This window comes from Ancylobacter sp. SL191, from assembly GCF_026625645.1.
GTDB lineage: Bacteria > Pseudomonadota > Alphaproteobacteria > Rhizobiales > Xanthobacteraceae > Ancylobacter.
Genome location: NZ_CP113056.1, coordinates 1,192,400 through 1,215,609 on the forward strand (window position 1 = coordinate 1,192,400; position 23,210 = coordinate 1,215,609).

23 protein-coding genes and 1 tRNA gene are annotated in these 23,210 nt (G+C 67.9%); 2 read left to right on the forward strand and 22 right to left on the reverse strand.

Going from position 1 to position 23,210, the window contains the following annotated elements:
* Positions 1-7 precede the first annotated feature (7 nt).
* The 21 genes from OU996_RS05435 to rplU form a co-directional block, all read right to left on the reverse strand.
* On the reverse strand, positions 8-1,621 hold the full coding sequence (locus tag OU996_RS05435; RefSeq protein ID WP_267584622.1) for a methyl-accepting chemotaxis protein: 1,614 nt from the start codon (positions 1,619-1,621) through the stop codon (positions 8-10).
* Positions 1,622-1,712: 91 nt separating this feature from the next.
* Positions 1,713-2,651, reverse strand: a complete 939-nt coding sequence (locus tag OU996_RS05440) for an alpha/beta fold hydrolase (RefSeq protein WP_267584623.1) — start codon at positions 2,649-2,651, stop codon at positions 1,713-1,715.
* A 51-nt stretch (positions 2,652-2,702) separates the two neighbouring features.
* Positions 2,703-3,689, reverse strand: coding sequence for a dicarboxylate transporter/tellurite-resistance protein TehA (tehA, locus tag OU996_RS05445; RefSeq protein ID WP_267584624.1), 987 nt, complete (start codon positions 3,687-3,689; stop codon positions 2,703-2,705).
* Between the two features lie 93 nt (positions 3,690-3,782).
* Entirely contained in the window at positions 3,783-5,495 is a 1,713-nt protein-coding gene (gene cydC / locus OU996_RS05450) for a thiol reductant ABC exporter subunit CydC (protein ID WP_267584625.1), read from the reverse strand.
* The gene (gene cydD, locus OU996_RS05455) at positions 5,492-7,192 is read right to left on the reverse strand and encodes a thiol reductant ABC exporter subunit CydD (RefSeq protein ID WP_420712700.1); all 1,701 of its coding nucleotides are present in this window, start codon (positions 7,190-7,192) and stop codon (positions 5,492-5,494) included. Before cydD ends, cydC begins: the two co-directional genes overlap by 4 nt.
* Before the next feature lie 186 nt (positions 7,193-7,378).
* On the reverse strand, positions 7,379-7,804 hold the full coding sequence (locus OU996_RS05460; RefSeq protein WP_267584627.1) for a DUF6691 family protein: 426 nt from the start codon (positions 7,802-7,804) through the stop codon (positions 7,379-7,381).
* A 3-nt stretch (positions 7,805-7,807) separates the two neighbouring features.
* The gene (locus OU996_RS05465; protein WP_267584628.1) at positions 7,808-8,257 is read right to left on the reverse strand and encodes a YeeE/YedE family protein; all 450 of its coding nucleotides are present in this window, start codon (positions 8,255-8,257) and stop codon (positions 7,808-7,810) included.
* A complete protein-coding gene (locus OU996_RS05470; protein ID WP_267585607.1) occupies positions 8,254-8,574 on the reverse strand; it encodes an ArsR/SmtB family transcription factor in 321 nt (106 codons plus the stop codon). The genes OU996_RS05465 and OU996_RS05470 overlap by 4 nt, the downstream gene beginning before the upstream one ends.
* Before the next feature lie 81 nt (positions 8,575-8,655).
* Positions 8,656-9,573, reverse strand: a complete 918-nt coding sequence (locus OU996_RS05475) for an MBL fold metallo-hydrolase (protein ID WP_267584629.1) — start codon at positions 9,571-9,573, stop codon at positions 8,656-8,658.
* A gap of 22 nt (positions 9,574-9,595) precedes the next feature.
* Positions 9,596-9,793, reverse strand: a complete 198-nt coding sequence (locus OU996_RS05480) for a YgaP family membrane protein (protein ID WP_267584630.1) — start codon at positions 9,791-9,793, stop codon at positions 9,596-9,598.
* 256 nt (positions 9,794-10,049) lie between these two features.
* The gene (locus OU996_RS05485) at positions 10,050-10,931 is read right to left on the reverse strand and encodes an ABC transporter permease (protein WP_267584631.1); all 882 of its coding nucleotides are present in this window, start codon (positions 10,929-10,931) and stop codon (positions 10,050-10,052) included.
* A complete protein-coding gene (locus OU996_RS05490; RefSeq protein WP_267584632.1) occupies positions 10,928-11,944 on the reverse strand; it encodes an ABC transporter permease in 1,017 nt (338 codons plus the stop codon). The genes OU996_RS05485 and OU996_RS05490 overlap by 4 nt, the downstream gene beginning before the upstream one ends.
* Entirely contained in the window at positions 11,941-13,023 is a 1,083-nt protein-coding gene (locus OU996_RS05495) for an ABC transporter ATP-binding protein (RefSeq protein ID WP_267584633.1), read from the reverse strand. Before OU996_RS05495 ends, OU996_RS05490 begins: the two co-directional genes overlap by 4 nt.
* Before the next feature lie 219 nt (positions 13,024-13,242).
* A complete protein-coding gene (locus OU996_RS05500; RefSeq protein ID WP_267584634.1) occupies positions 13,243-14,418 on the reverse strand; it encodes an extracellular solute-binding protein in 1,176 nt (391 codons plus the stop codon).
* 280 nt (positions 14,419-14,698) lie between these two features.
* Positions 14,699-15,748 (reverse strand): serine hydrolase domain-containing protein, encoded by a 1,050-nt coding sequence (locus OU996_RS05505; protein WP_267584635.1) that lies wholly within the window; start codon positions 15,746-15,748, stop codon positions 14,699-14,701.
* Between the two features lie 145 nt (positions 15,749-15,893).
* Positions 15,894-17,087, reverse strand: a complete 1,194-nt coding sequence (locus OU996_RS05510) for a hypothetical protein (protein ID WP_267584636.1) — start codon at positions 17,085-17,087, stop codon at positions 15,894-15,896.
* A 121-nt stretch (positions 17,088-17,208) separates the two neighbouring features.
* On the reverse strand, positions 17,209-18,438 hold the full coding sequence (gene proB / locus OU996_RS05515) for a glutamate 5-kinase (protein ID WP_267584637.1): 1,230 nt from the start codon (positions 18,436-18,438) through the stop codon (positions 17,209-17,211).
* A 595-nt stretch (positions 18,439-19,033) separates the two neighbouring features.
* Positions 19,034-20,068 (reverse strand): GTPase ObgE, encoded by a 1,035-nt coding sequence (obgE, locus tag OU996_RS05520; protein WP_267584638.1) that lies wholly within the window; start codon positions 20,066-20,068, stop codon positions 19,034-19,036.
* A gap of 69 nt (positions 20,069-20,137) precedes the next feature.
* On the reverse strand, positions 20,138-20,806 hold the full coding sequence (locus OU996_RS05525; protein ID WP_267584639.1) for a GNAT family N-acetyltransferase: 669 nt from the start codon (positions 20,804-20,806) through the stop codon (positions 20,138-20,140).
* Between the two features lie 146 nt (positions 20,807-20,952).
* Positions 20,953-21,222 (reverse strand): 50S ribosomal protein L27, encoded by a 270-nt coding sequence (gene rpmA / locus OU996_RS05530; RefSeq protein ID WP_267584640.1) that lies wholly within the window; start codon positions 21,220-21,222, stop codon positions 20,953-20,955.
* A gap of 33 nt (positions 21,223-21,255) precedes the next feature.
* Positions 21,256-21,561 carry a 50S ribosomal protein L21 gene (gene rplU / locus OU996_RS05535; protein ID WP_267584641.1) on the reverse strand — a complete coding sequence of 102 codons (306 nt, stop codon included), beginning with the start codon at positions 21,559-21,561 and terminating at the stop codon, positions 21,256-21,258.
* Between the two features lie 294 nt (positions 21,562-21,855).
* Here rplU and OU996_RS05540 point away from each other — a divergent pair, with 294 nt between their 5' ends.
* Both OU996_RS05540 and OU996_RS05545 read left to right on the forward strand, forming a co-directional pair.
* Entirely contained in the window at positions 21,856-22,182 is a 327-nt protein-coding gene (locus OU996_RS05540) for a CsbD family protein (RefSeq protein WP_267584642.1), read from the forward strand.
* 146 nt (positions 22,183-22,328) lie between these two features.
* A tRNA-Ser gene (locus OU996_RS05545) sits at positions 22,329-22,418 on the forward strand.
* Between the two features lie 42 nt (positions 22,419-22,460).
* Here the strand turns inward: OU996_RS05545 and OU996_RS05550 are convergent.
* The gene (locus tag OU996_RS05550; protein ID WP_267584643.1) at positions 22,461-23,165 is read right to left on the reverse strand and encodes a GntR family transcriptional regulator; all 705 of its coding nucleotides are present in this window, start codon (positions 23,163-23,165) and stop codon (positions 22,461-22,463) included.
* Positions 23,166-23,210: the final 45 nt, after the last annotated feature.

A 23,210-nucleotide genomic window follows, 5' to 3' on the forward strand; every position in this document is an offset into this window, starting at 1 on the left:
CCCGGGCTCAGGCCCTGAGCCTGAACCGCGCGATCGAACTGCGCAAGCCGCCGGACACCTGGCTCAGCTCGTCAATGGCGAGCGTCGACTGGTGCAGCGATTCCACCGTCTGCTGCGCCGCCTCGCTGAGCTGGCCGAGCGCGTCGCTGATCTGCTCGGCGCCGGTGGCCTGCGCCTGCATGCCCTCATTGGCGATCTCGAAGCGCGGCACGAGGCCCTGCACCTGCTGGATGATCGCCGTGAGCTGGCCCCCGACCTCCTGCACCTCGGTCATGCCGCGCCGCACTTCCTCGGAGAACTTGTCCATGCCCATCACGCCGGCGGCGACCGCCGACTGGATGTCCCGCACCATCTGCTCGATGTCATAGGTCGAGGTCGCCGTCTGGTCGGCGAGGCGGCGGATCTCGGTCGCCACCACGGCGAAGCCGCGCCCGTACTGCCCGGCCTTCTCCGCCTCGATGGCGGCGTTGAGCGAGAGCAGGTTGGTCTGGTCGGCCACCTTGGTGATGGTGGTCACCATCTGGTTGATGTTGCCGGCCTTCTCACTGAGCACGGCCAGCTTGCCGTTGATGGCGCCCGCCGCCTCCATCACATGGCGCATCGTCGCTTCCATGCGGGCAAGGCCGGCCTGGCCACCGCCGGCCAGCGTCGCCGTCTCCTCGGCGACATGCGACACCTCGGTCATGGTGCGCACCAGCTCGTTCGAGGTGGCGGAAATCTCCTTGGCGGTGGCGCCGATCTCGGTGGTGGTGGCGGCGATCTCGCTGGAGGTCGCCTGCTGCTCCTTGGAGGTGGCGGCGAGTTCGGTGATCGAGGTGTTGACCTGGATGCTCGACTTCTGCACCTGCCCGATCAGCGCAGTGAGCTCGTCCGCCATGGCGTTGAAGCCATCGGCCAACGTGGCGAACTCGTCGCGCCGCGTCAGCGCGAGCCGGGTACTGAAATCGCCGGTGCGCATCACGCCGACCGCTCCCACCAGCGTGCCGAGCGGCACGGTGATGGCGCGGAACAGCAGCCAGCCGCTCAGCAGCGACAGCGCGGCGGCCAGGATGAAGCCGAGATAGAGCCCGATCTCGGCGTTGCGGATCACCGCGACGATATGGTCGGTGGAGGCTTCCTCCGCGGCCTGATTGAGCGCCACCGCCTCGTCCAGCGCCTTGTCGATGGAGGCGAGGCGCGGCATCAGATCGGTGCGGATCGCGGCGTGCAGCGCGTCGGCCGGAAGGGTGAGCGCGGCATCCTCCGCCGGCCAGAAGCCATTCGCTTCGGCCTTGAGCGCCTCGTAATTGCGCCGGTCCTCCGAGGAATCCAGCGTCGCCTCATAGGCCGCGAGACCCTGCGTGATCGTGGTCCGGTTCGCCTTGAGCTGCTCCAGCACCGCCGCTCGACCGTTGCTGTCGGTCTCCAGCGCGACGGAGGTCAGAAGCCCCTGCGCGCGGGCCCAGGCCTCGCGCATCTTGAGGCTGGCGATCAGGGCGGGGACGGTGCTGGTCTCGATGGTCAGCGCTTCCTGCTCGGCCTGGCGGAACCAGCGGTAGCTCACCGCCGTCACCGCGCTCAGCACCAGCAGCACCGCCAGGAAACTCGCAAGAATGCGGTGGCGGATTGTCAGTCGGGTCATGACCAGCTTTCATCGCAAGCGAAATGTAGAGACCGCAAGGTAACAGGCAGATATTGCCACAATCTTGCTCAAAACCTTGGTATCGAAGGTATCAAGGTAAGATAACCCAGCGTCCGGGCGCCGATGCCGGCAGCCTGCCCTGGGTCAGCCAGGCGAGCGGGATGGGCCACAGCGTGTCCTGAAAGCGCGCATGGAAGAAGGCGAAATGGCCGATCGCGGCCACCCCGATATCGGCCGGGGCGATCCGCAGATGGGCGCGCGCCGCGCCGGTAAAATGGCCGAGCGCCCGTTCCAGCGCCGGCACGGTGCCGTAGGGGTCGTCCTCCAGCCCGATGGCGAGCAGCGCCGCGCGGGCGGTGGCGAAGCGCGCGGCGAGACGTTCGGCTTCGCCGGGACGGTGCCGGCGCACGCTTGAGGGGTAATGCGGGCCCATACCCGCCCAGTCGTGCGCGACGCCGGCCGGTGTGTCCTCCATCCAGCCGAGGCGGCCGCCGGGAAAATAGCCGGCGAGCCGGGTTAGCGCGGGCATGGCGACATGCCATTTCAGCACCATGCCGGCGCGGGACGTGGGGGCATAGTCGCGCCAATGGGCGTATTGCGCGCCGACCGTCACCGCGCGGCGCACCTGCGCATTGGACGGCGCGAGGCCGAAAGCGACGCCGCCGAAGGAATGCGCGACGAGGTCGAGCGCGTCGCCGGGGAAGCTCCGGCGGATGAAGACGAGCGCGCCCTCCAGATCCTTTTCGCCCCAATCGGTCCAGTCGGCCTCAAAGCCGCGCAGCCGGGCGGGACGGCTCTCGCCAATGCCGCGATAGTCGAAGGTGAGCACGTTGAAGCCATGGCTGTGCAGCCAGCCGGCGAAGCGGGCGTAATAGCGCGCCCGCACCGACGTCGCGCAGGCGATGACCACGCTCGCCTGGTGCGGCGCCCTATCCTCATGACGCCACAGCGTCCCGCCGAGCTCATAGCCATCGGCGGCGGGAAAGCGGACGGGCAGGCCGGGAGGGTAGGGGATCACGGGGGTCGTCACGCGGCGGCACCTCTCGGCGCCGAGCATGACGCGCCGGCCCGCGCCTGTCGATCAGGCCGGCGTCGAGACAGGTGGGGCCGGAGCGGGCGCGGGCACCAGCTTTCCCGTCAGCAGCAGCCAGAGCGAATGGCCGGAGGTGATCCCCACCACCACTGTCGCCAGAGCGAGCAAGGCGGGGGCGAGCAGCGCCAGCGCCCCGGTCTCGCCGCGCCCGATCAGCTGGATGCTGGCGGTGGCCAGCGCGGTGAGACCGAAGGTGAAGGCCCAATAGGCCGGCGACAGCGATTGCTTGAGGATCCACGGCAGCAGCCGCGCCAGCAGCAGGAGCTGCAGCAGGCCATAGCCGATCAGGGCGCGCACAAAGATGTCCGGCGGGCCGTTGGTGACGGCGAGATAGGTCACCGCGCCGACCACCGGTGGGGCGAGCTGGATGCCGAGCGTCGGGCGCAGCGCCGGGGCGAGCGCGGCGCCGTGCTGGAAGCGGTAGAGCAGCACGGATTCCATGGCGAGCCAGGAGAACAGCCCGGCCCCGAAGGCGAGCTGGCCCCAGTCGGGATAGCCCAGCACGCCGCAGGCGGTGCCGGTGACGTAGCAGCCGGCGACGGTCGGCAGATAGAGCACCGGCGTCGCCAGCGCCGGGTCGCGCTCGCCATAAAGCAGCGCGCCGGAGCGCCAGACGCCGAAGCCGAGAGTGAAGGCGGCGCCCGCGATGAGCAGCAGGATCGCCAGATCGCGGGAATAGGGCGCGGCGGCGATGCTCACCAGCAGCGTCGCGACGCCGGCGAGGCCGACAAAGCCCGATTGCACGGGATGGCTGATCTCGGCCATCGCGGCGGGCCGGGCGCGCAGCCATTTCAGCGCGTAGAGCGCGAGCACCACGGCCCAGACGAGGGAGCCGGCCGCCATGATCGCCTCGCCGATGACAGCGGGCGTGCCCCAGACATGATGGGCGGCGCGCCAGCTGCCGCCGAGGCCGACCAGCCCCAGCACCATGCCGAAGAAGGAGACGGGGATGATGGGCAGTCGCGGGTGTGGCACGGTTCTCTCCTTCGGCACGCGGCATCGCCCCGTGCCGGCTTCTCGCACGCGCCGGCGCGCGGGTCTTTCAGGGATGCCGGGCGGATGGTCCGGTCAATCGTCCCGCAGGCCCGTCAGCAGCGCATCATAGGCGGGCGCGCCGCGCCGCGCGACGGTGTGGAGGCGACCCTCCGCGAGCAGGACGAGCGTATCGGCGATCGCCGCCTCGCGCCGCAGATGGGTCGCCAGCACCAGCGTGTGGTCTCCGGCGCAGGCGGTGAGCTGCGCCAGCACCGCGCGGGCGGTGGCGCCGTCGAGCCCATCGGTCGGCTCGTCGAGCAGCCAGAGCGGAGCGCCACGCAGGATCAGCCGGGCGAGTGCCAGGCGGCGCTGCTGGCCGCCGGACAGCCCGATGCCGCCTTCGCCGAGCCGGCTTTCCAATCCGTCCGGCTGCGCCTCCACCACATCGGCAAGGCCGGCCTGTGCCAGCGCGGCGTAGAGCTCGCCCTCGCTGGCGGAAGGTTTGGCGAGCCGGAGATTGCCGGCGAGGCTGTCCTGGAACAGCTCGGTGCGCTGGGTGAGCAGGCTCGATGGCAGGGTGGCGAGCGCGCCGGCCTGCGGCGTGAGTTCGCCCGCCAGCGCCGCGAGCAGGGTCGACTTGCCGGCACCGCTCGTCCCGAGAAAAGCGATGTGCGCGCCGCGCGGCACATCGAGGCTGAGCCCGGTCAGAACCCGCGCGCCGCCAGGTTTGAGCGCGTCATGGCCGAGCGTCACATCGGCGAGGCGGAGCGCCAGCCCCGGCGGCGGCGCGGCGGGGGCCGGGGGCGGCGCGGCGGGCCGCAGGCGCGGGGCGAGACGGGTGGCGGCGATGAGCGCGCGTTCGGCCTCGATCACGCCCCGCCGCAACGCCGCGAAGGGATCGAAGGCGGCGAGTGCCACCAGCAGCACCAGCGCCGCGATGGGGGCGTCAATGCCGCCGCCCTGCGCGAGCCCGGCGACCAGCACCAGCATCACGGCCAGCAGCACGCCGGAGGCCGCGGTGAAACTCGCGCCAATGCGCGTCTCCACCCGGTTCAGCGCGTCATCGGCATCCGTGAGCCGGGCGTCGGCCGCTGTGAGCGCGGCGCGCTGCGCCCCGAGCCGCCCGGCCATGACGAGATCGGTCTGCCCGGCGAGCAGATCCACCGCGCGGGCGCGCAGCACTTCCAGCACATGCGCCCGCCGCCGCGCAGGCTTGCGCGCGGCCTTCAGCGCGACGAGCGGCACGCCGATGCCGACACCGAGCAGCAGCGCGGCGAAGATCAGCGCGGTCGTCCCGTCGATCACCGCGATGGCGCCGATCAGCCCGGCCGCCACGATGAGCGCCGCCGCGACGGGCAGGGCGACGCGCAGATAGAGCGAATCCAGCGCGTCAATGTCGAGCGTCAGGCGGAACAGCAGGCGCGAGGGCCGGTCGGCCAGCCGTCCGGCCGCCTCCGGCGCCGCCCAGCCGCGAAACAGCCGCTCGCGCAGCCCGGCGAGCACGCCAAGCGCGGCATCATGCGTCACCAGCCGCTCGCCATAACGCCCGGCGGTGCGCAAAAGCGCCAGCAGGCGGATGACGGCGGAGGGGGCGAACAAGTCGAAGGCCAGCGCCGTCGCGGTACTCAGGCCGGCAATGGCGGTGGCGGTGATGAACCAGCCGGCGGTTCCGAGCAGGGCGATGCCGGCCACCAGCGTGACCACGGCAAGGCCGATGCCAGCGGACAGCGCCAGCGGCTTTTGCGCGAAGAACAGCCGGAGAATGGCAAAGAGCGCGCGGGCGCGGCCGGGGGGATGCTGACTCATGCCGCCTCTCCCGCTGCCGCGCCGGGGGCGAGGGTTATGACACGGTCCATCCGCGCGGCGAGTGCGGGATCATGGGTGGCGAGGATCAGCGTGCGCCCCTGCGCGAGCGCGAGCAGACCCTCTGTCACCTCGGCGCTCGTGGTGGCGTCGAGATGGGCGGTCGGCTCGTCGGCGAGGATGAGACCCGCCTGCGGTGTCGCGGCAAGACGCGCCAGAGCGAGGCGCAGCGCTTCGCCGCCGGAAAGGCCGCGCCCGGCTTCGCCAATGGGAGCGGGCCCACGCCGGGCGGCTACCGTGTCAAGCCGCGCCGCCGTCAGTGCCGCCGTGATGGCGGGCGCGTCCACGCCCGCGCGTCCGAGGCTGACATTGGCGTTCAGCGTCCCGGCGAAGATATGCGGGCGCTGGCCGATATGGGCCATGCGGGCGCGCAGCCGCGCCGCGCTCGCCTCGGTGAGCGTCTCGCCGTCGACCAGCACCCGCCCGGAATCCGGCGCGGCAAGGCCCGCGATGAGCGCCAGCAGCGTCGACTTGCCGGCGCCGCTCGGGGCGAACAGCGCCACATGCTCGCCTGCCGCGACATCCAGCGTGAAGCCGTCGAACACCGCCGCGCCATCGCCATGGCGGAAGCCGAGCGCCTCCAGCCGCACCGAGGGCGCGCCCTGCGCCGCCACCCGTCCCGGCGCGTCGTCGCCGACAATACCCGGCCCCGGCGCGGCGAGCCGCTCCAGCGCCGCGAGGGCCGCCTGCCCGGCGGCGCGGTCGTGCCAGGCGCTGGCGAGCTCGCGCAGCGGCTCGAACAAAGCGGGCGCCAGCAGCAGCATGAACAGGCCCTGCGCGAGACCGAAATCGCGGCCCCAGCTGCCGAATTCCAGCGCGCCCAACAGATGCAGGCCGATATAGGCGGCGACCAGCGCCACGCCGATGGCGGAGAACAGCTCCAGCACCGCCGAGGACAGGAAGGCGATGCGCAGCACCACCATGGTGCGGCGGGCGAGGCTGTCGGCATCCTCGCGCAGCCGGCGCGCGGTGGCATCCACCGCGCCGAGCGAGCGGATGGTGGCGAGGCCGCGCAGCCGGTCGAGCAGGAAGCCGTTGAGGCTGCCCATCTCCACGAGCTGCGCCTCGCTCGCCGCCTTCGCCTGCAGGCCGATCAGCGCCATGAAGAGCGGGATCAGCGGCGCGGTGAGCAGCAGCAGCAGGCCGGCGGCCCAGGAGATCGGCAGGACGCAGGCGAGCAGCACCAGCGGGATGACGCTCGCCTTCATCCGCGCCGGGGCGAAGCGGGCGAGATAGGGCACCACCGCCTCCGCCTGCTCGGTCAGCACGCTGGCGGCGAGGCCGGAGGCCGGCCGGTCGATGGCGAGCGGGGAGCGGGTGGCGAGCGCACGCGCCGCCTCTGCCCGCAGCCGGGTGAGTTCCGCCCGCGCGGCGCGAAAGCTCAGCCGGGCGCCGGCGGCGTCGAGACCCGCGCGCAGAAAGCCGAGCAGGGCGATGCCGAGCGCGGGCAGCAGCGCGGCGCTCGCCGGCTGGCCGTCGGCAATGGCGCCCACGGCGAAGGCGAGAAGGCCGGCCTGCGGAATCCACACCAGCGGGGCGGCGAGCTGGAGCATCAGCCCCGCTCGCTCGGCGCGGCGGGCGGCCGTGCGCATTCTGGGTTTCACGCGCGGCACAGGCGCCGCCACGGTCGCGGCGGGCATGTCAGGCGGCTCCGTCCGGCCGGCGAGGTGGCATCAGCGGCAATCCCGTTTCATCCGGTTCCTCTATAGGCCGGGTCGGGCGGGCGGCCTATCGGGGGCTTGCCGGATCGCGCTTCTGTGAGCGGGGACATTGTGTCCCAGCCCGCCCGCGCTCCAGTTACGCGCGCCGGCTTAGCTGCGCCGGGTTCAAACGCGCTCCTGCAGCGCCCGCGCCGCCGCCATGCCGATGAGCATCGCCGGAACGAAGACGAGGGTGCCCGGCGCGGCAAGGCCGATCGCCGTGAAGGCCGGGCCGGGGCAGAAGCCGCCGAGCCCCCAGCCGATGCCGAACAGCCCCGGCCCGACGATCAGCCGCGCGTCGATGTCGCGTCGTGTCGGCAGATGGAAGCGGGCGGCCAGCAGCGGCGCGGGGCGGGCCAGCGCGAGCCGGAAGCCGACAAACGCCACCAGCACCGCCCCGCCCATGACAAAGGCGAGGGACGGGTCGAAGCTTCCCGCGAGATCGAGGAAGTTCAGCACCTTGGCCGGGTTCGCCATGCCGGAGATGACGAGGCCGACGCCGAAGATGAGGCCGATGGCGAGATGGACAAGGACGGAAAGCGCCGCGCGCATGGCTCAGCCTCCGATCAGGTGGCGGGTGACGAAGACGGTGAGGAAGCCCGCCGCCATGAACACAGCCGTCGCCACCAGTGAGCGCGGGGAGAGCCGGGCGAGGCCGCACACGCCATGGCCGGAGGTGCATCCCCCGCCCCAGACCGAACCGAAGCCGACCAGCAACCCGGCGACACCCATCAGCACGGCATTGCCGGAGACGGTCTGCGCCACCGCCTCGCCGGTGATCACGCTCACCAGAAAGGGCGCGGCGACAAGGCCCGCGAGAAAGGCGATGCGCCCGCCATTTCCCCCATCGCGCGCGGGCGGCAAAAGCCGGCTGGCGATGCCGCTGATGCCGGCGATGCGGCCCTCGACGAGCAGCAGGAGCACGGCGGAAAGCCCGATCAGCACGCCTCCGGCGAAGGAGGCGTAGGGGGTGAACGCGGTCGCGGTGGCCATGAAGATCGTCATCTCGGCTCCTCGTCCCCGGCGGCGTGAGCGCCGCCCGGTGCGGCGCAGAACAGGCCGTGCATGGTGGTGATGAAGGTCTGAACGCGCGGATCGGCGAGCCGGTAGAATACCTGCTTGCCTTCCTTGCGGCCGGTGATCAGCCCGGCCGCCCGCAGGCCCGCGATCTGCTGGGACAGCGCCGGCTGGCGCAGGTCGAGCAGCGCCTCCAGTTCGCCGACCGAGCGCTCGCCGCCCACCAGCGCGCAGGCGATGAGCAGCCGGTCGGGATTGGCCAGCGTCTTGAGGAAGGCGCTGGCCTCCTCGACGCGGGCCTTCATCTGCGCGGCTTCATGCGAGAGCGCGTCGGTTTGCGAGAGCGCGTCCGTGTGCGAGAGCGTGTCGGTCATCGGCGTTCCGTTTCAGTCCCAGGGCGCGCCCTGCAGCAGGTCGAGCGGGATCTTGAGATAGCGCATCCCGTTGGCCTCCGCCTCCGGCAGCCGCCCGCCATTGGTGTTGATCTGCAGTGAATGCAGGATCAGCTTGGGCATGGGAAGGGTGCGGTCGCGGGCCTCGCGGATGGCGACGAAGCCGGCCTCATCCTTGCCGAGGTGGATGTTGCGCGCCTTCTGCTCGGCGACGGTCGACTCCCATTGCGGCGCCCGCCCGCCGGGCTGGTAGTCATGGCCGGTGAACAGGCGCGTCTCGTCCGGCAAAGCGAGAATGGCCTGGATCGAGCGCCACAGCGCGTGGGCGCTGCCGCCGGGAAAATCGGCGCGGGCGGTGCCGCTGTCGGGCATGAACAGCGTGTCATGCACGAAGGCGGCGTCGCCGATGACATAGGTGACGGAGGCCAGCGTATGGCCGGGCGAGAACATCACCCGTGCCGGAATGCCGCCGATGGAGAAGGTCTCGCCATCCGCGAACAGCCGGTCCCATTGCGAGCCATCGTCCGGGAAATCGGGCCAGTTGTAATAGCCCTTCCACAGCCGTTGCACGTCGCGCACCCCCGCGCCAATGGCGGTGGGGGCGCCGGTGCGGCCCTTCAGATAGCGGGCGGCGGAGAAATGGTCGGCATGGGGGTGGGTGTCGAGGATCCACTCCACCGTGTAGCCGCGCTCCTCGATGAAGGCGAGCAGGCGGTCGGCATTGTGGGTCGCGGTCTGGCCGGACTTCTCGTCGAAGTCGTGCACCGGGTCGATGATGGCGCAGCGCCCCGTCGCGGGATCGGCGACGACATACTGCACCGACCAGGTGCGGGGATCGAAGAAGCCGGTCACTTCCGGCTTCCGGTTCGCGGGAAACGGCGTCGCAGACGTGGTTGTCGCGGGAAGGGTCATGGTCGCGTCCTCCGCCGTCGGCTCAACGCCCGCGCGGGCAGGTGGAGATGCCGATCAGGCTGTAGAGCGGGCAGTTGCCCATCGCCGCGGTGGCGAGCGGCACGAGGCCGATCAGGCCGAGCCAGCGCAGGTCGCCCTGCAACAGCACGAGGAGCGAGAGCAGGCCGAGGCCGATGATGACGCGCAGCGCGCGGTCGATGCTGCCAATGTTCCGGGTCATGGGTGCCTCCCGAGGTGGAATGTCAGGAGGCTAATTCATTTGCAGAAAAATGCAATCGAAATAATGCAAGTGAAAACACGTAAGCCGACACCCGCGCGGCGTCGGGGCTGAGGTGCCCATGGACGTGTGGGTGACGGGAAAGCGCGCGGTGCGGCAAGGAAGGGTTCAGGCGAAGCGTGCGGGCGGCCGGTCGGCTACCCCCTCGGAGCCGACCGGCCGCGCCGCTTCCCCGCCCCCCGGGGAAAGACAACCCATATTAAGCCGGAACGGGCTCGCCGGCGAGTTCGGCTTCCTCGGCGGCGATGGCCGCGCGCTGGCGGCGGGCGGCAGCCGCATCCGCCCGGCGCTTCCAGATCTCATAGGCGATGGCGCCGATGATGGTGACGCCGACGATCAGCACGGCAAGCGCGCTGATGGCGGGCGTGGTGCCCTGGCGCACGCGCCCGGCGAGCACCGTGGTCAGCGTCTTGTCCGAGAGGATCGAGAAGGTGGTGGTGTTGTAGTTCTCGAAGGAGGACAGGAAGGCCAGCACCGCCGCCGAGGCCAGAGCGGGCTTGAGGAAGGGCAACAGGATGTGGCGGAACACCTGCGGGTAGGAGGCGCCGAGGTCCAGCGCCGCCTCTTCCTGCACCCGGTCGAAGCGTTGCAGCCGGGCGAGGATGATCAGCATGCAATAGGCCGAGATGAAGCTCGACTGGCCGAGCACGGTCAGGATGATGCCGTCATAGAGGAAGCGCGTGCCGGTATCGGCGGTGAACTGGCGCCAGAACACCACGGTGGAGATGCCGATGATGATGCCCGGCGTCAGAACCGGCGAGACCACGATCAGGTAATAGGTCGAGCGCAGCCGCGCGCTGATCTGCGTCATCACGATGGCGCCGGCGAGCCCGACCGGCACGGAGATGCACACGACGAGCAGCCCGATCCAGATCGAGGTCTTCAGCCCGTACATCATGTCGGCATCGGCCAGCAGCAGGCCGAACCAGTCGAGCGTCAGCCCTTCAATGGGCCAGACCTGCGGGTATTGCGGGGTGTTGAAGGCCGAGACCCCCATCACCGCCAGCGGACCGAGCAGATAGATAAAAAAGATCGCGATGTAGATCGCGAACATGATGCGCTGGAAAGGCCCCCCGCTCATCGCGTGATCTCCCCGAGGCTCAGGCGGAAGGCCTTCAGCACCAGCAGCACGAACAGGATGCAGGTGACCAGCAGCACGAAGGCATAGGCCGCGCCCTGCGGCCAGTTGAAGGCCTGATAGAAGCGGTCATAGACGATGGGCGTGAACCACAGCGTGCGCGGTCCGCCCAGCACCAGCGGCGCGGCGAGCGCACCGGCGCAGAGCATGAACACCAGCGTGCAGCCCGAGGCGATGCCCGGCTTGGCGTGCGGCATGACGATGAAGGCGTGGATGTGCCACCAGGGCGCGCCAAGGTCGCGCGCCGCCTCGATCTGGTTTTTGTCGAGGCTCTCAATGGCGTTGTAGAGCGGAAACACCATCATCAAGAGGTAGGCATAGCTGAGGCCCATATAGAGCCCGACATCGGCGGCGAGGAAGTCGATCGGCTCGGAAGTGAGGCCCGACCCCAGCAGCGCCTGGTTGATGATGCCGCCGGAGGAGAGCAGCACGCGGAAGGCGAAGGCGCGCAGGATCTCGTTCACCCAATAGGGCAGGATCAGCAGCAGCAGCAGGATGCGCAGCCGCCCGACGCTCGCCGACTGCGCCATGTGGAAGGCGATCGGGTAGCAGATGGCGAAGTTGAGCAGGGTGATGGCGATGCTCACCCCGATGGTGAGCAGGAAGGCCTTGATGTGCAGCCAGTTCCATTCGGCCGTGGAGGTGGTCGAGCCGAACAGGAAGTAGCGGTAGTTCTCCAGCGTGTAGAGATCCTTCGGCCCGCCCATCTGCGAGGGCGGCAGCTTCGGGCGGAACGACATGTCCACCATGGCGAGCTGCGGCAGCACGATGACGAAGAACGCCCAGAACCCCACCGCGATGACGAGGTAGAGCCCGACCGCCAGGCCGTTGCGCTGGAAGAAGGCCGGCCCGCTGGCGAGGCCCGCCCGCCGCTCATAGGCGGCGAGCGCGAACAGGATCAGCGCCACCGCGAGCGGCAGGCCGAAGGCGAGGGTGAGGCCGCCGGTGCCGGTCATGCGCGCTCCGGGCGTGCCAGCAGCAGCCCGTCCTCGGGCTGGAAGCCGATATGCAGCGTCTCGCCCGGCGTCGGCAGGGCGGTCGCCGCGCTGAGCGTGGCGGTGATCTTCTGGCCGGTGCGCACGCGCAGCGTCACATGGGTCACGCTGCCCTCATAGGCGACATCGAGCGCCTCGCCCTCGAAGCCGAGAGTGGAGGCGTTGCTGGCCTGCGGGTGCAGCCTGAGCTGCTCGGGGCGCACGAAGATCAGCGCCTCCTCGCCGGCCTTGAGGCCGACCGGGTTGCGACCCTTCAGCGTGCCGAGCGGGGTCTCCAGCGTGGCCTGCCCGTCCGTGACGGCGCTGATGCGGCCGCGGATCTGGTTGTTCTCGCCGACGAAGGAGGCGACGAAAGGCGTGCGCGGCTCGGCATAGACGGAGCGCCCGTCGCCGACCTGCTCGATCACGCCGGCATTCATCACCGCGATGCGGTCGGACATGGTCAGGGCCTCGCCCTGGTCATGGGTGATGTAGATGAAGGTGATGCCGACGCGCTTCTGGATGGCGCGCAGCTCGGTGCGCATATGCTGGCGCAGCTTGAGATCGAGCGCCGAGAGCGGCTCGTCGAGCAGCAGCACGGAGGGCTCCACCGCCAGCGCGCGGGCGATCGCCACGCGCTGCTTCTGGCCGCCGGACAGTTCGGAGACGCGCTTGTGGCCATGCTCGGACAGCGCGACCTGGATCAGCAGGTTCTTCACCTTCTCGTCGCGCTCATGGCGCGGCACGCCGCGCACGCGCAGGCCGTAGCCGATATTCTCCGCCACCGTCATCATCGGGAACAGAGCGAGGTTCTGGAAGATCAGCGCGGTCGGCCGCCTGTTCGGGCCGATGCCCTTCATGTCCTGCCCGCCAATGCGCACGCTGCCGCGCGTCGGCTCGATGAAGCCGGAAATGGTGCGCAACAGCGTGGTCTTGCCGCAGCCCGACGGGCCGAGGAAGGAGAAGAACTCGCCCGGTTCGATGGTGAGATTGGCGTCCCGCACGGCGACGAAGTCCCCGAAGGTGACGTTCACGCCCTCTAGCTCGACGGCAGCGGCCATAATGTTCCGTTCAATTTGCACGTGACAGGAGCGGCGCTCCGCGCGCCGTCCAACTCGGAGCGCCGCACCCGGACGCCCTCGCTTCGTCGTCATCCCGGCCAAGGCGAAGCCGCAGAGCCGGGATCGCCCACCATCCGGGCAGCGATCCCGGATCGCGCCGGTGGCGCGTCCGGGATGACGGGGAAGGTGGCCCGCAGGCCACCCGCCCGCGCCTCTTTCTCACGCCGCCTTGAACTTCTCGGCGTACTGGGTGCGCAGCTCGGCGAACCACGACGGCTCCGGCGGGCGGCTCCACAGATTGTCGAGCGCGTTGCCCGGATAGGCTTCGGCGAAGTTCTTCTTGGCGACCTCGGAGAGGAAGGCGTCCGCGCCCTTCACCACCGGGTTGTAGCCCGAGCCGTCGGCGACGGCGGCGGAGGCTTCCGGGGTGTGGATGTAGTTGATGAACTCATAGGCCTGCGCGATGTTCTTCGCGCCCTTGGTCAGCGCCCAGCCGTCGACCCAGGTGATGGCGCCTTCCTGCGGGGCCATGTAGGTGACGGGCTTGCCCTGCTTCTTCAGCGAGAGCGGCGGGCCGTCCCAGGTCTGGCCGATGACGCAGCCATTTTCCATGAAGCCGGACTTGGTGTTGTCAGCCGAATCCCAGAACTGCTTGACCTGCGCCTTGTTCTCGATGGCGAAGGCGAGGATCGGGTCGTAGATCTTGCGCATCGACGCTTCGTCCTTGAAGGCGTCGAGCATGCGGTTGGACGGCAGCTTGCCGGTCTTGTCCCACCACAGGCCGATGCCGAGCAGCAGCGAGTGCGGGCGGCCCTGCATCTTGCCCTTGAACTCGGGGGCCCAGAGCGTGCCGTAGGACAGCTTGTCATAGGTCAGGCCGGGCGCGAGGTCGGTGCGCCAGGAAATGGCTTCCGAGCCCCAGCAATGCGGCACATGGTAGAGCTTGCCGTCCCAGGTCCACACGCTGGTCGAGGCTTCCAGCATCGCCGGCAGGATGTTGTCGAGCTTCAGCTTCGAGGTGTCGTAGGGCGCGAGGACGTCGAGCTCCTTGAACTGCGGGGCGCGGTCGCGCGTCGGGGCGCAGAGGTCGAAGCCCTCGCCGCCGGTGGCCTGCAGCTTGTTGATCTGCTCCTCGTTCTGCGAGAACGGCGTGGTCTTCACCTTGATGCCGGTCTTCTTCTCGAAGTTCGGGATGACCGGGGCGGGCAGTTCGTCGTCCCAGTTCAGCAGGCTCAGCTCGCCCGAGGAGGAGAAGGCGTCCTTGACGATCCACGGGCCGGTTGCGGCGATGGTGCCGGCGGCAAGCGCGCCCTTGAACAGCACGCGGCGGTTGAAGCTGCGCGCCGCGAGCAGCGTTTCGGTCGTTGAATTGGTGGCATCCGGCTTTTTGGTCACGTCGGTCCCCTGCTCTGGTCGCCCCTGTGCGGGGGCGGATGGCTGGGGCCTGTTCAGCACGAAGCGTGCCAGAGGCGGAGGGCGTTGAACAAAGGCGACGGGGGATTTGCATGCGGCCGACAGGGCGTGCGTGGGCGCCATGCCCGGCGTCACCCGTCGCTACGTCAGGCGCCCGGCTGCCGCGCTTTTATGCAACTCCCGCGCGGGGCTGCACGCGGAACGGGCGCAGATACCACCGGGAACGAAACATCAGCGCTTTCGCTTCGGCTTATCCCGCGCCTTAACCGAGCGTCGCGAGGATTTCCGCCGCCAGCTCGTGCAGATCGTCGCGGTGGCCGGTGCGCCCCGATGGCGCGTCGACCGTCGAGGTCATCACCAGCGAGACGCCGAGCGCGGGGGCGACATAGAGCATCTGCCCGCCATAGCCCCAGCCATAATGCACCGGCGTGCCCGCCATCTCGCGGGTGAACCAGCCATAGCCGTAACCGTCGCCGGTGAAGCGCGAGGCCGTGCGCACGCGCCAGCTCTGCGCGATCCAGCCTTCCGGGATGATCTGCGCGCCCTCAGCATTCCGCCCGCCGCGCCGGTACAGCTCGGCGAAGGCGAGCAGCGAGGTCGGGCGCATCGCCATCTGGTTGCCGCCGAAATAGATGCCCTGCGGGTCGCGCTCCCAATCGGTGATGGCAAAGCCCTCGACATCGCCCAGCCAGTCGCGCGCCAGAGCGAGCGTGGAACGCCCGCTCACGCGGGTGAGGATGGCGGAGAGAAGATGCGTCGAGCCGGTGGAATAGAGCATCGCCCCGCCCGGCGCGTCGACGAAGGGCCGGTTCAGCGCCGCGCGCACCCAGTTCCGGCTGGCGATCCACTCGCCATAATAGGGCCCGGAGGTACGCTCCAGCCCCGCCTGCATGGACAAGAGATTGCCGATGGTGATCTCGTTGAGGCGCGGGTCGGGATTATCCGGCAGATCCGCGCGCAGCAGCGGGGCGACCGTCTGGTCGGCGCCCTCCAGCACGCCCTTGTCGATGGCGATGCCGACAAGGGCGGAGACGATGCTCTTCGACGCGCTCTTGATATTGCTCGGCCGGTCCACCCGCCCGCCCCGATAGCCGCGCGCGACGAGCCGCTCGCCCTCCTTCGCCACCAGCACGGTGCGCAAGGGCTCCAGCGCGGCAGCGCGGTCGAGGATCGGCGCGAGCCCCGCCGCCCGGTCAACTTGCGGGGCGGGGGAGGCGGGCGAAGGGGCAGCGGGCGCGCCGCGCTCACCCTGGGCGAGCGCGCGGGAGGCGAGAAGCAGCAGCGGAGCGGCAATCAGCGAACGACGGTGCATCCGGGGGAAGATAGGGCGGATGCGGGGGAAGGGTGGTCACGATGAGGGGAGTAACAACGAAGATAGTAAAGCATATAAAGTAAAGTGACGGCAAAACTACTTGAAGGAAATTTTCTGGTAAATTGCGCTTAATATTGGGTAAAACCTATTTATAAAAGGCAAACTGATCGAGCGTTAGTATCGTTTGCAGTGCCCTATGTTGTGTGTAATGTTCCGCCTTTGCTCTGCCATGTCCAACCGCGTGCCGTGCGATCACTCCTTTTTCATTTTCGAGATCGTAGTTGCCATAGATAAAATTTTTCAAATAAAAAGCAAATTCGATGGGAAAAAATAAAGTATCCTTTCCTCCTGCCATTTTGTTAGCTGCTTCGATCACGAAATCGAGCATCTTATTGATGTTACGGGTATGTGTTCCGGTCGACTTGAAATAAGCATCTCCAATTATTCCTTCAATTTCCGTAAGTAAAATTTTAATGCATGCAATCCAATCTCTATTTTTATAGGCATTTAAACCGGAACATATTATCTGTTCTCTGTCTTTAAAGTGTTCTTTGGTCATCCATCTGTCAAACATACGATCTATGCGTTCATCATTAAAAGAATCTACAATTTTTAATTCTTCTTCGTGCGTCGATAGTCCGTCCTCGTAGCATTGAAATAGATTTCTAAATTCAATATTCATTATCTCGACAAAGGGAAACCAGCCGTCAACGATGATTTTGCTGAAAATTTCATTAGCAGAAAATACGGCATACAGATCAGCGTATTTCATCTTCCGATGAAGCGCCCCTAGATCTCTTTTAGCTAAAGATATATCTAGCGACATATCTTCATTAAAGTCAAAGAACAGTCCAAATCGAAATCCTTCGCGGAATATAACTACGATTTTATCATAAATAGATATATTAACAAGTGGAAACCACATTTCAGTTACGTCAGCGATATCGCTGTTGAATATAATAGAACCGCCTTCGATTCTTTTTTTCGGAATTATGTCTATAGTAGTTGCTGCTGAATCTACCCAAAGCTCCGCCGAATCGTCGGGTCTAATAACAAGAAGTATCGTATTTGCGTTATAAAAACGTGGGTGAAAACCATTTTGTTTTGCGCAGAAATCAAGACATGAAATAATATTTGGTGCGACCCGATGAAAAACCGACTGATCGGACGTCATCGAGCCCCGCACCCAAACCTTAACGCTTGCCCCAGACTCGGCAGCTTCAGCCGATATGCCGTGAAAATTTACATTGGCAAGCATGAATGGCGAGCCAATATTCCGAAATCGCTCTTCTTGCTGCGGAGGTGTCGGAGTTGAAGTATCGTTCAAATCAACACCCATGAATGGTTACGGAGCGCCGGCCTCTGAATTGGTCAAATGGAATCGTTATGGCCAGTGCTATGCGATGAAACCTAATGCGCTTCTGGATCCGAGGCGAGCCTGCCAGACAACTAGTGCACCCTCACCCCCCCGTGGCGATCACCAGATCATCCCGGTGCACCATCGCCGCGCGGCCTTCAAACCCCGTGATCGTCGCGATCTCGTCGGAGGAGCGGCCGCGGATGCGGTCGGCGTAATCGTGGTCATAGGCCACCAGCCCGCGGCCGACTTCGGCGCCGTCCGGCCCGCGCAGCACCACGGCGTCGCCGCGCTGGAACTCGCCTTCCACCCGGCTCACCCCCGCCGGCAGCAGCGAGGAGCCCCGGCGCAGGGCGGCGACCGCGCCGGCGTCGAGATGCAGCACGCCGCGCGGCTCCAGCGAGCCGGCGATCCAGCGTTTGCGCGAGGCGACCGGGTTGGTGGGGGCGAGGAACCAGGTGCAGCGCGCGCCCTCGGCGATGGCGCGGATCGGGTTCTTCCCCTTGCCGGAGGCGATGACCATATGCGCGCCCGCCGTGGTGGCGATCTTGCCGGCCTCGATCTTGGTCTTCATCCCGCCGCGTGACAGCTCCGTGCCCGCGCCGCCGGCCATCGCCTCGATCTCGGCGGTGATGCGCGGTACCACGGGCAGGAATTCGGCGTTCGGGTCGTCATTGGGCGGGGCGGTGTAGAGCCCGTCAATATCGGAGAGCAGCACCAAGAGATCCGCGCTCGCCATGCCGGCGACGCGCGCGGCGAGCCGGTCATTGTCGCCATAGCGGATTTCCGAGGTCGCCACCGTGTCGTTCTCGTTGATGACCGGGACCACTTTGAGATCGAGGAGCTTGGCCAGCGTCGAGCGGGCATTGAGGTAGCGCCGGCGCTCCTCGGTATCGCCGAGCGTGATGAGGATCTGCCCGGCATTGACCCCCTCATGCGCCAGCGCCTCCGACCAGGCCCGCGCCAGCGCGATCTGCCCGACCGCGGCGGCGGCCTGGCTTTCCTCCAGCTTCAGCGGGCGCTTGGGGAGCTTCAGCACATTGCGGCCGAGGGCGATGGCGCCGGAGGAAACCACCAGCACCTCCTTGCCCTCGCGGTGGAGCTGGGCGACATCCTCCGCCAGCGCCGCGAGCCAGGCATGGCGCAGCGCCCCGCGCGCGGAATCCACCAACAGCGCCGAGCCGACCTTCACCACCACCCGGCGGAAGGCGGAAATCTGCGGCACCGCCGCCCCGCCCGTGGCAAGCGCGGCAGCCGCCGCCGGCTCAAGGGAGGCGTCGGCGGTGGGGGCGGAGGTGGTCTCGGAGGTCTGGGCGGCGGGGCGGCGGGTCATCGGGCGGCTTCACGGCAAGGGCGCGCCGGTCACCGGGCCGCGCCGAAGAAGGGGATGCCGTCTCATACGCGCTTTCGCCAAAACTCGCGCGGATTTTTGCGGGGCGGGGGGAGCAACCACCCAATACGCCGTCATGCCCGGGCTTGAGCCGGGCATCCACGTCTTCCCGCGTGCCGTCCGCTCCCGGTCATGGATCCCCGGGTCAAGCCCGGGGATGACGGGGGAGGGGAGCGGCGCCCCCCCTTCACGTCATCCCGGACGGCCGCAGGCCGATCCGGGATCGCGCCCCCGCTATTGAGCGCCGCTATTGCGGCCCGACAGGCACCACCCCACACGCCGTCATGCCCGGGCTTGAGCCGGGCATCCACGTCGTCCCGCGTGCCGTCCGCTCCCGGTCATGGATCCCCGGGTCAAGCCCGGGGATGACGGAGGAGGGGAGGGAGCGGCCGGGATGACGACGGAGGAAGGGCATTGCAGCCGTCGGCCTCACCCACACTGGCCGGATCGGTCACCCACCGTGTACACATCGTCCACCTCACTGCACTGACTGGTCACGGGCGGACCGGACGGCAGCGCGGAGGTATAAAAACACCGATCAGGGGCGCCAGGGTTCGGCCGGCTCGCGCGCCAGTTCCTCGGCGCGGCCCTCGTCGATGACATAGGCGAGCGCGCGCAGCGCCTCGCGCACGCCCTGGCCGGACTGCGCCGAGAGCGCCAGCGGCTTCTTCTTCGCCGCGCGCTGGAGCCGGGCGAGCTGGCTCTTCAGCGTCTCGGGATCGAGCGCGTCGGTCTTGGTCAGCGCGACGATTTCCGGTTTATCCTCAAGGCCCTGGCCATAGGCGTCGAGCTCGGCGCGCACGGTCTTGTAGACCTTGCCCGCGTGTTCCGACGTACCGTCGACGAGGTGCAGCAGCACGCGGCAGCGCTCGATATGGGCGAGGAAACGGTCGCCGAGGCCGACGCCCTCATGCGCGCCCTCGATCAGGCCGGGAATGTCGGCCAGCACGAATTCGCGGCCATCCACCTGCACCACGCCGAGGCCAGGGTGCAGAGTGGTAAAGGGGTAGTCCGCCACCTTGGGCTTCGCGGCCGTCGTGGCGGCGAGGAAGGTGGATTTGCCGGCATTGGGAAGGCCGACAAGTCCCGCATCGGCAATGAGTTTCAGCCGCAGGATGATCCAGCGCTCCTCGCCCTCCTGGCCGGGATTGGCACGGCGCGGCGCCTGGTTGGTCGAGGTCTGGAAATGGGCGTTGCCGAAGCCGCCATTGCCACCCTTCAAGAGGCGCACCCGCTGGCCGATCTCGGTGAGGTCGGCGAGGATGGTTTCGCCATCTTCATCAAGCACTTCGGTCCCGGCCGGCACCTTCAGCACGGCGTCGTCGCCCTTGCCGCCGGCGCGGTTCTTGCCCATGCCGAAGCCGCCCTTCTTGGCCTTGAAGTGCTGCTGGAAGCGGTAATCGATGAGGGTGTTGAGCCCGTCGACGCACTCGATCCACACATCGCCGCCCCGCCCGCCATCGCCGCCATCGGGGCCGCCGAACTCGATGAACTTCTCCCGCCGGAACGACAGACAGCCCGCCCCACCATCGCCGGAGCGGACGTAAATCTTTGCCTGGTCAAGGAATTTCATCGTGGATGCTCAAAATGTGGGGCGGGGCCCCCGCGTGGGGAGGCCCCTCAACCTAGCAGAATCTCCGGCTCAATGCCGGGTGTCGATGGCGTGAAGCGTCGGATGCGCGCTGGCCCCCCAGGCCCGCAGCGAACTCCACAGACGCTTCTCCAGCCGGAACCGGTCGACCGGCACCGAGGCACCGAGCGCCCGGACCCGCGTCAGCCCGACGCCGGTCCACTGGAAGCCGCACTTCTCCAGCACCCGGCGCGAGGCCGGATTGACGACGCGGGCGGAGGCGACAATGGCCTCGAGCCCGCGATCGGCAAAGGCGTGGTCGATCAGCGCCCGGACCGCCTCGGTGCCGATCCCGCGATCCCAATAGGGCTCGCCGAGCCAGTAGCCGATCTCCGGCGCATCCTCGTCGCGCTGGACGAAGCCGCACATGCCAACGGGAATGGGCGGGCCAAAGTTCGATTCGTCCGCCCCGCGAAGCGCGGCTTCGTTCTTCAAGAAGATCGCAAAGGTCGCCGCCTTCGGCCCACCCGGCAGCTTGGCGATGAACGCCGCCGCATCCGCCATGCCGTAGGGATGGGGAATGTTGGCGGTCATCTCGGCGACTTTTCGGTTGTCGGCGAGCTCCGCGATCCATGCCATGTCCTCGATTCGCGGCGCGCGCAGCACGAGGCGGCCGGTTTCGAGGACGGAGGTACAGCTCTCAGCGAGGGGTGACCCGAAGGTCGCTTCGACGATGGTCATGGGAGGTCTCCTGGGGGGCCTGGAACGACGAAGGGGAGGCGGTTTCCTCGCCTCCCCTGTCGGGCACCCCGGGATGTCCTCTCAGGACGTTCGGGAAATCCTACCGGTCGGGCGAGACCAGTGGGATTTCAAGAACCTCACTGGCTTTATTCGGCGGCCTGGGCGGCCGGAATGACGGATACGTAAGTGCGGGAATTGGCTTTGGTGCGGAACTCGACTCGGCCTTCGGTCAGCGCAAAGAGGGTGTGATCTTTGCCCATGCCGACGTTCACGCCGGGATGCCACTGCGTCCCACGCTGACGAACGATGATGTTGCCGGCCACGACCTGCTCGCTGCCGAACTTCTTGACGCCGAGGCGACGGCCGTCGGAATCGCGACCGTTGCGGGAAGAACCGCCAGCCTTCTTATGAGCCATGATGCTCTCCTGTTTCTCTCTGTGCGGTCTACGTCAGCCGGCGATCGAGGTCACGCGCACGACGGTGAAGTCCTGGCGATGACCGATCTTGCGGCGGGAATTCTGACGGCGACGCTTCTTGAATGCAATAACCTTGGCGCCGCGGGTGTGCTTCACGACCTCGAGGGTCACGGAAGCGCCGTCGACCAGCGGAGCGCCGACCTTCGGGCTGTCGCCACCGAGCATGAGGACCGGCAGGGTCACGGCAGTGCCGGGCTCGGCGTCGATCTTGCCGACAGTGACGAGTTGTTCGGCGGCAACGCGGTACTGCTTGCCACCCGTCTTGATGACCGCGAACATGTTATGTCCTTTCGTTCGAGCCCGAACTCCTCGCCGCAAGCGGCGCGGGATCGGCTTCTTTCGGTCGGTTGCGGGATGCGCATGGGCCGGATTGCCCTTTTCATGCGCGCTGCCTCTTAACCGCGAGCGCCCGTCCTGTCAAGGAATGGGCGGCACGCAAATGACCCGCCAGCCACGGCGCGCGCTGGCTTTGACGGGTCTTTCGATACCGGCCGTGAACCTTCCGGCGGGCGTCGCGTTGTCAGCGGCAATGGCGTCGCAGATGGCGACGCGCTCCAGATCGAGAGGCCTATCATGAACAGCCACCAGATCACCGGTGCCGCCCGTCAGATCGGCGGACGCCTGCGGAACGTCGCCGGCCAAGTGTCGCACGACGCGGCGCTGCGGGGCGAGGGCGTGTATGAGGAAGCGCTCGGCCGCGGCCAGCGTCTGGCGGGCGATGCCCGCGAGCAGGCGGTCCGTCTCGCCGACGGCGCCTATGACATGGGTCAGGAGTATTATGATAGGGGTGTGCGCGCCCTCGCCCAACAGACCCGTGCCCACCCCCTCGCCGTCGTCCTCGCGGCCGGTCTCACCGGCGCGGCGTTGGCCTGGCTGTTCAGCTCCGGCCGCCGTCGCTGAGCAAGGAAATCTCGGCTTGGCTGCGTCCCCTGAGGCGGCGCCCACAGCCTCTCCCGGCTTCCGGCGCGTCTTCCCTTGCAAGGCGCGCCGGCCTCGGCTATTGAGCCCCCGCTCCACGGCGCGGACCTGATCCGCGCCCCGTGCGCGGAGAGGTGCCGGAGTGGTCGATCGGGACGGTCTCGAAAACCGTTGTGCGTGCAAGCGTACCGTGGGTTCGAATCCCACCCTCTCCGCCATTCATTCTTACTGATACATTTCACGCGGTGTAGCCGCAGGCTTCACGAGCCTGCACCCGCCATGCCGTCGGCATGAGCGAGGCTGGCGAAGAAGTCGCGCAGGCGGTCGCCCTGGATGAGCACGTGGTCGCGAATCTCGTTGGCGGCCCGCTCGCCATCGCCCGCCAGTATCGCCTCGACGATACGCTGATGTTCGGCGAAGGAACTGGCGATGCGGCGGCCGGCGCGGAGCTGGAGGCGCCGGTAGGGTTGCAGCCGCGTCTGGAGCTGGCGCGCCTGCTCGGCGAGGAAGCCGTTGCGCGAGGCGGCGTAGATCAGCTGATGGAACCGTTCATTGGCCAGGTAATAGCTGTCGCCATCGCCCTGCCGTGCCTCATGCTCGCATTCCGCCAGCGAGGCGAGCAGCGCCGCGCGGTCCTGGTCGTCGAACCGCCGCGCCGCCAGAGCCGCGCACATGCCCTCCAGCGCCGCCATCATCTCGAAGCGCTCGACGATTTCCTGAAAGCTCAGTGAGACGACGAAGGCGCCGCGGCGCGGCAGCAGCTTGACCAGGCCGTTGGCGGCGAGCTGCACCAGCGCCTCGCGCAGCGGCGTGCGCGACACCCCGAAACGGTCGGCGAGGCTCTGCTCGTCGAGACGCTCGCCCGGCCGGAACACGCCGGTGACGATGTCGGTCTCGATCGCTTGTCGCAGCCGGTCCGCGTGGCGTGTGCGCCCGGTCTCCGGCTCCATCTGTCCCGTAGTCATGCGTCTTCCCAACCGGCCTGCGCGACGGCTCGCCCCTGGCGGACC

What these genes read in the sequence shown, in the direction of transcription:
- OU996_RS05435 (WP_267584622.1), bottom strand. Translation starts at nt 1,621, where the DNA reads ATGACCCGACTGACAATCCGCCACCGCATTCTTGCGAGTTTCCTGGCG.
- cydC (WP_267584625.1), bottom strand. Translation starts at nt 5,495, where the DNA reads ATGAGTCAGCATCCCCCCGGCCGCGCCCGCGCGCTCTTTGCCATTCTC.
- cydD (WP_420712700.1), bottom strand. Translation starts at nt 7,192, where the DNA reads ATGCCCGCCGCGACCGTGGCGGCGCCTGTGCCGCGCGTGAAACCCAGA.
- OU996_RS05460 (WP_267584627.1), bottom strand. Translation starts at nt 7,804, where the DNA reads ATGCGCGCGGCGCTTTCCGTCCTTGTCCATCTCGCCATCGGCCTCATC.
- OU996_RS05465 (WP_267584628.1), bottom strand. Translation starts at nt 8,257, where the DNA reads ATGACGATCTTCATGGCCACCGCGACCGCGTTCACCCCCTACGCCTCC.
- OU996_RS05470 (WP_267585607.1), bottom strand. Translation starts at nt 8,574, where the DNA reads ATGAAGGCCCGCGTCGAGGAGGCCAGCGCCTTCCTCAAGACGCTGGCC.
- OU996_RS05475 (WP_267584629.1), bottom strand. Translation starts at nt 9,573, where the DNA reads ATGACCCTTCCCGCGACAACCACGTCTGCGACGCCGTTTCCCGCGAAC.
- OU996_RS05480 (WP_267584630.1), bottom strand. Translation starts at nt 9,793, where the DNA reads ATGACCCGGAACATTGGCAGCATCGACCGCGCGCTGCGCGTCATCATC.
- OU996_RS05485 (WP_267584631.1), bottom strand. Translation starts at nt 10,931, where the DNA reads ATGAGCGGGGGGCCTTTCCAGCGCATCATGTTCGCGATCTACATCGCG.
- OU996_RS05490 (WP_267584632.1), bottom strand. Translation starts at nt 11,944, where the DNA reads ATGACCGGCACCGGCGGCCTCACCCTCGCCTTCGGCCTGCCGCTCGCG.
- OU996_RS05495 (WP_267584633.1), bottom strand. Translation starts at nt 13,023, where the DNA reads ATGGCCGCTGCCGTCGAGCTAGAGGGCGTGAACGTCACCTTCGGGGAC.
- OU996_RS05505 (WP_267584635.1), bottom strand. Translation starts at nt 15,748, where the DNA reads ATGCACCGTCGTTCGCTGATTGCCGCTCCGCTGCTGCTTCTCGCCTCC.
- OU996_RS05510 (WP_267584636.1), bottom strand. Translation starts at nt 17,087, where the DNA reads ATGGGTGTTGATTTGAACGATACTTCAACTCCGACACCTCCGCAGCAA.
- proB (WP_267584637.1), bottom strand. Translation starts at nt 18,438, where the DNA reads ATGACCCGCCGCCCCGCCGCCCAGACCTCCGAGACCACCTCCGCCCCC.
- obgE (WP_267584638.1), bottom strand. Translation starts at nt 20,068, where the DNA reads ATGAAATTCCTTGACCAGGCAAAGATTTACGTCCGCTCCGGCGATGGT.
- OU996_RS05525 (WP_267584639.1), bottom strand. Translation starts at nt 20,806, where the DNA reads ATGACCATCGTCGAAGCGACCTTCGGGTCACCCCTCGCTGAGAGCTGT.
- rpmA (WP_267584640.1), bottom strand. Translation starts at nt 21,222, where the DNA reads ATGGCTCATAAGAAGGCTGGCGGTTCTTCCCGCAACGGTCGCGATTCC.
- rplU (WP_267584641.1), bottom strand. Translation starts at nt 21,561, where the DNA reads ATGTTCGCGGTCATCAAGACGGGTGGCAAGCAGTACCGCGTTGCCGCC.
- OU996_RS05540 (WP_267584642.1), top strand. Translation starts at nt 21,856, where the DNA reads ATGAACAGCCACCAGATCACCGGTGCCGCCCGTCAGATCGGCGGACGC.
- OU996_RS05550 (WP_267584643.1), bottom strand. Translation starts at nt 23,165, where the DNA reads ATGACTACGGGACAGATGGAGCCGGAGACCGGGCGCACACGCCACGCG.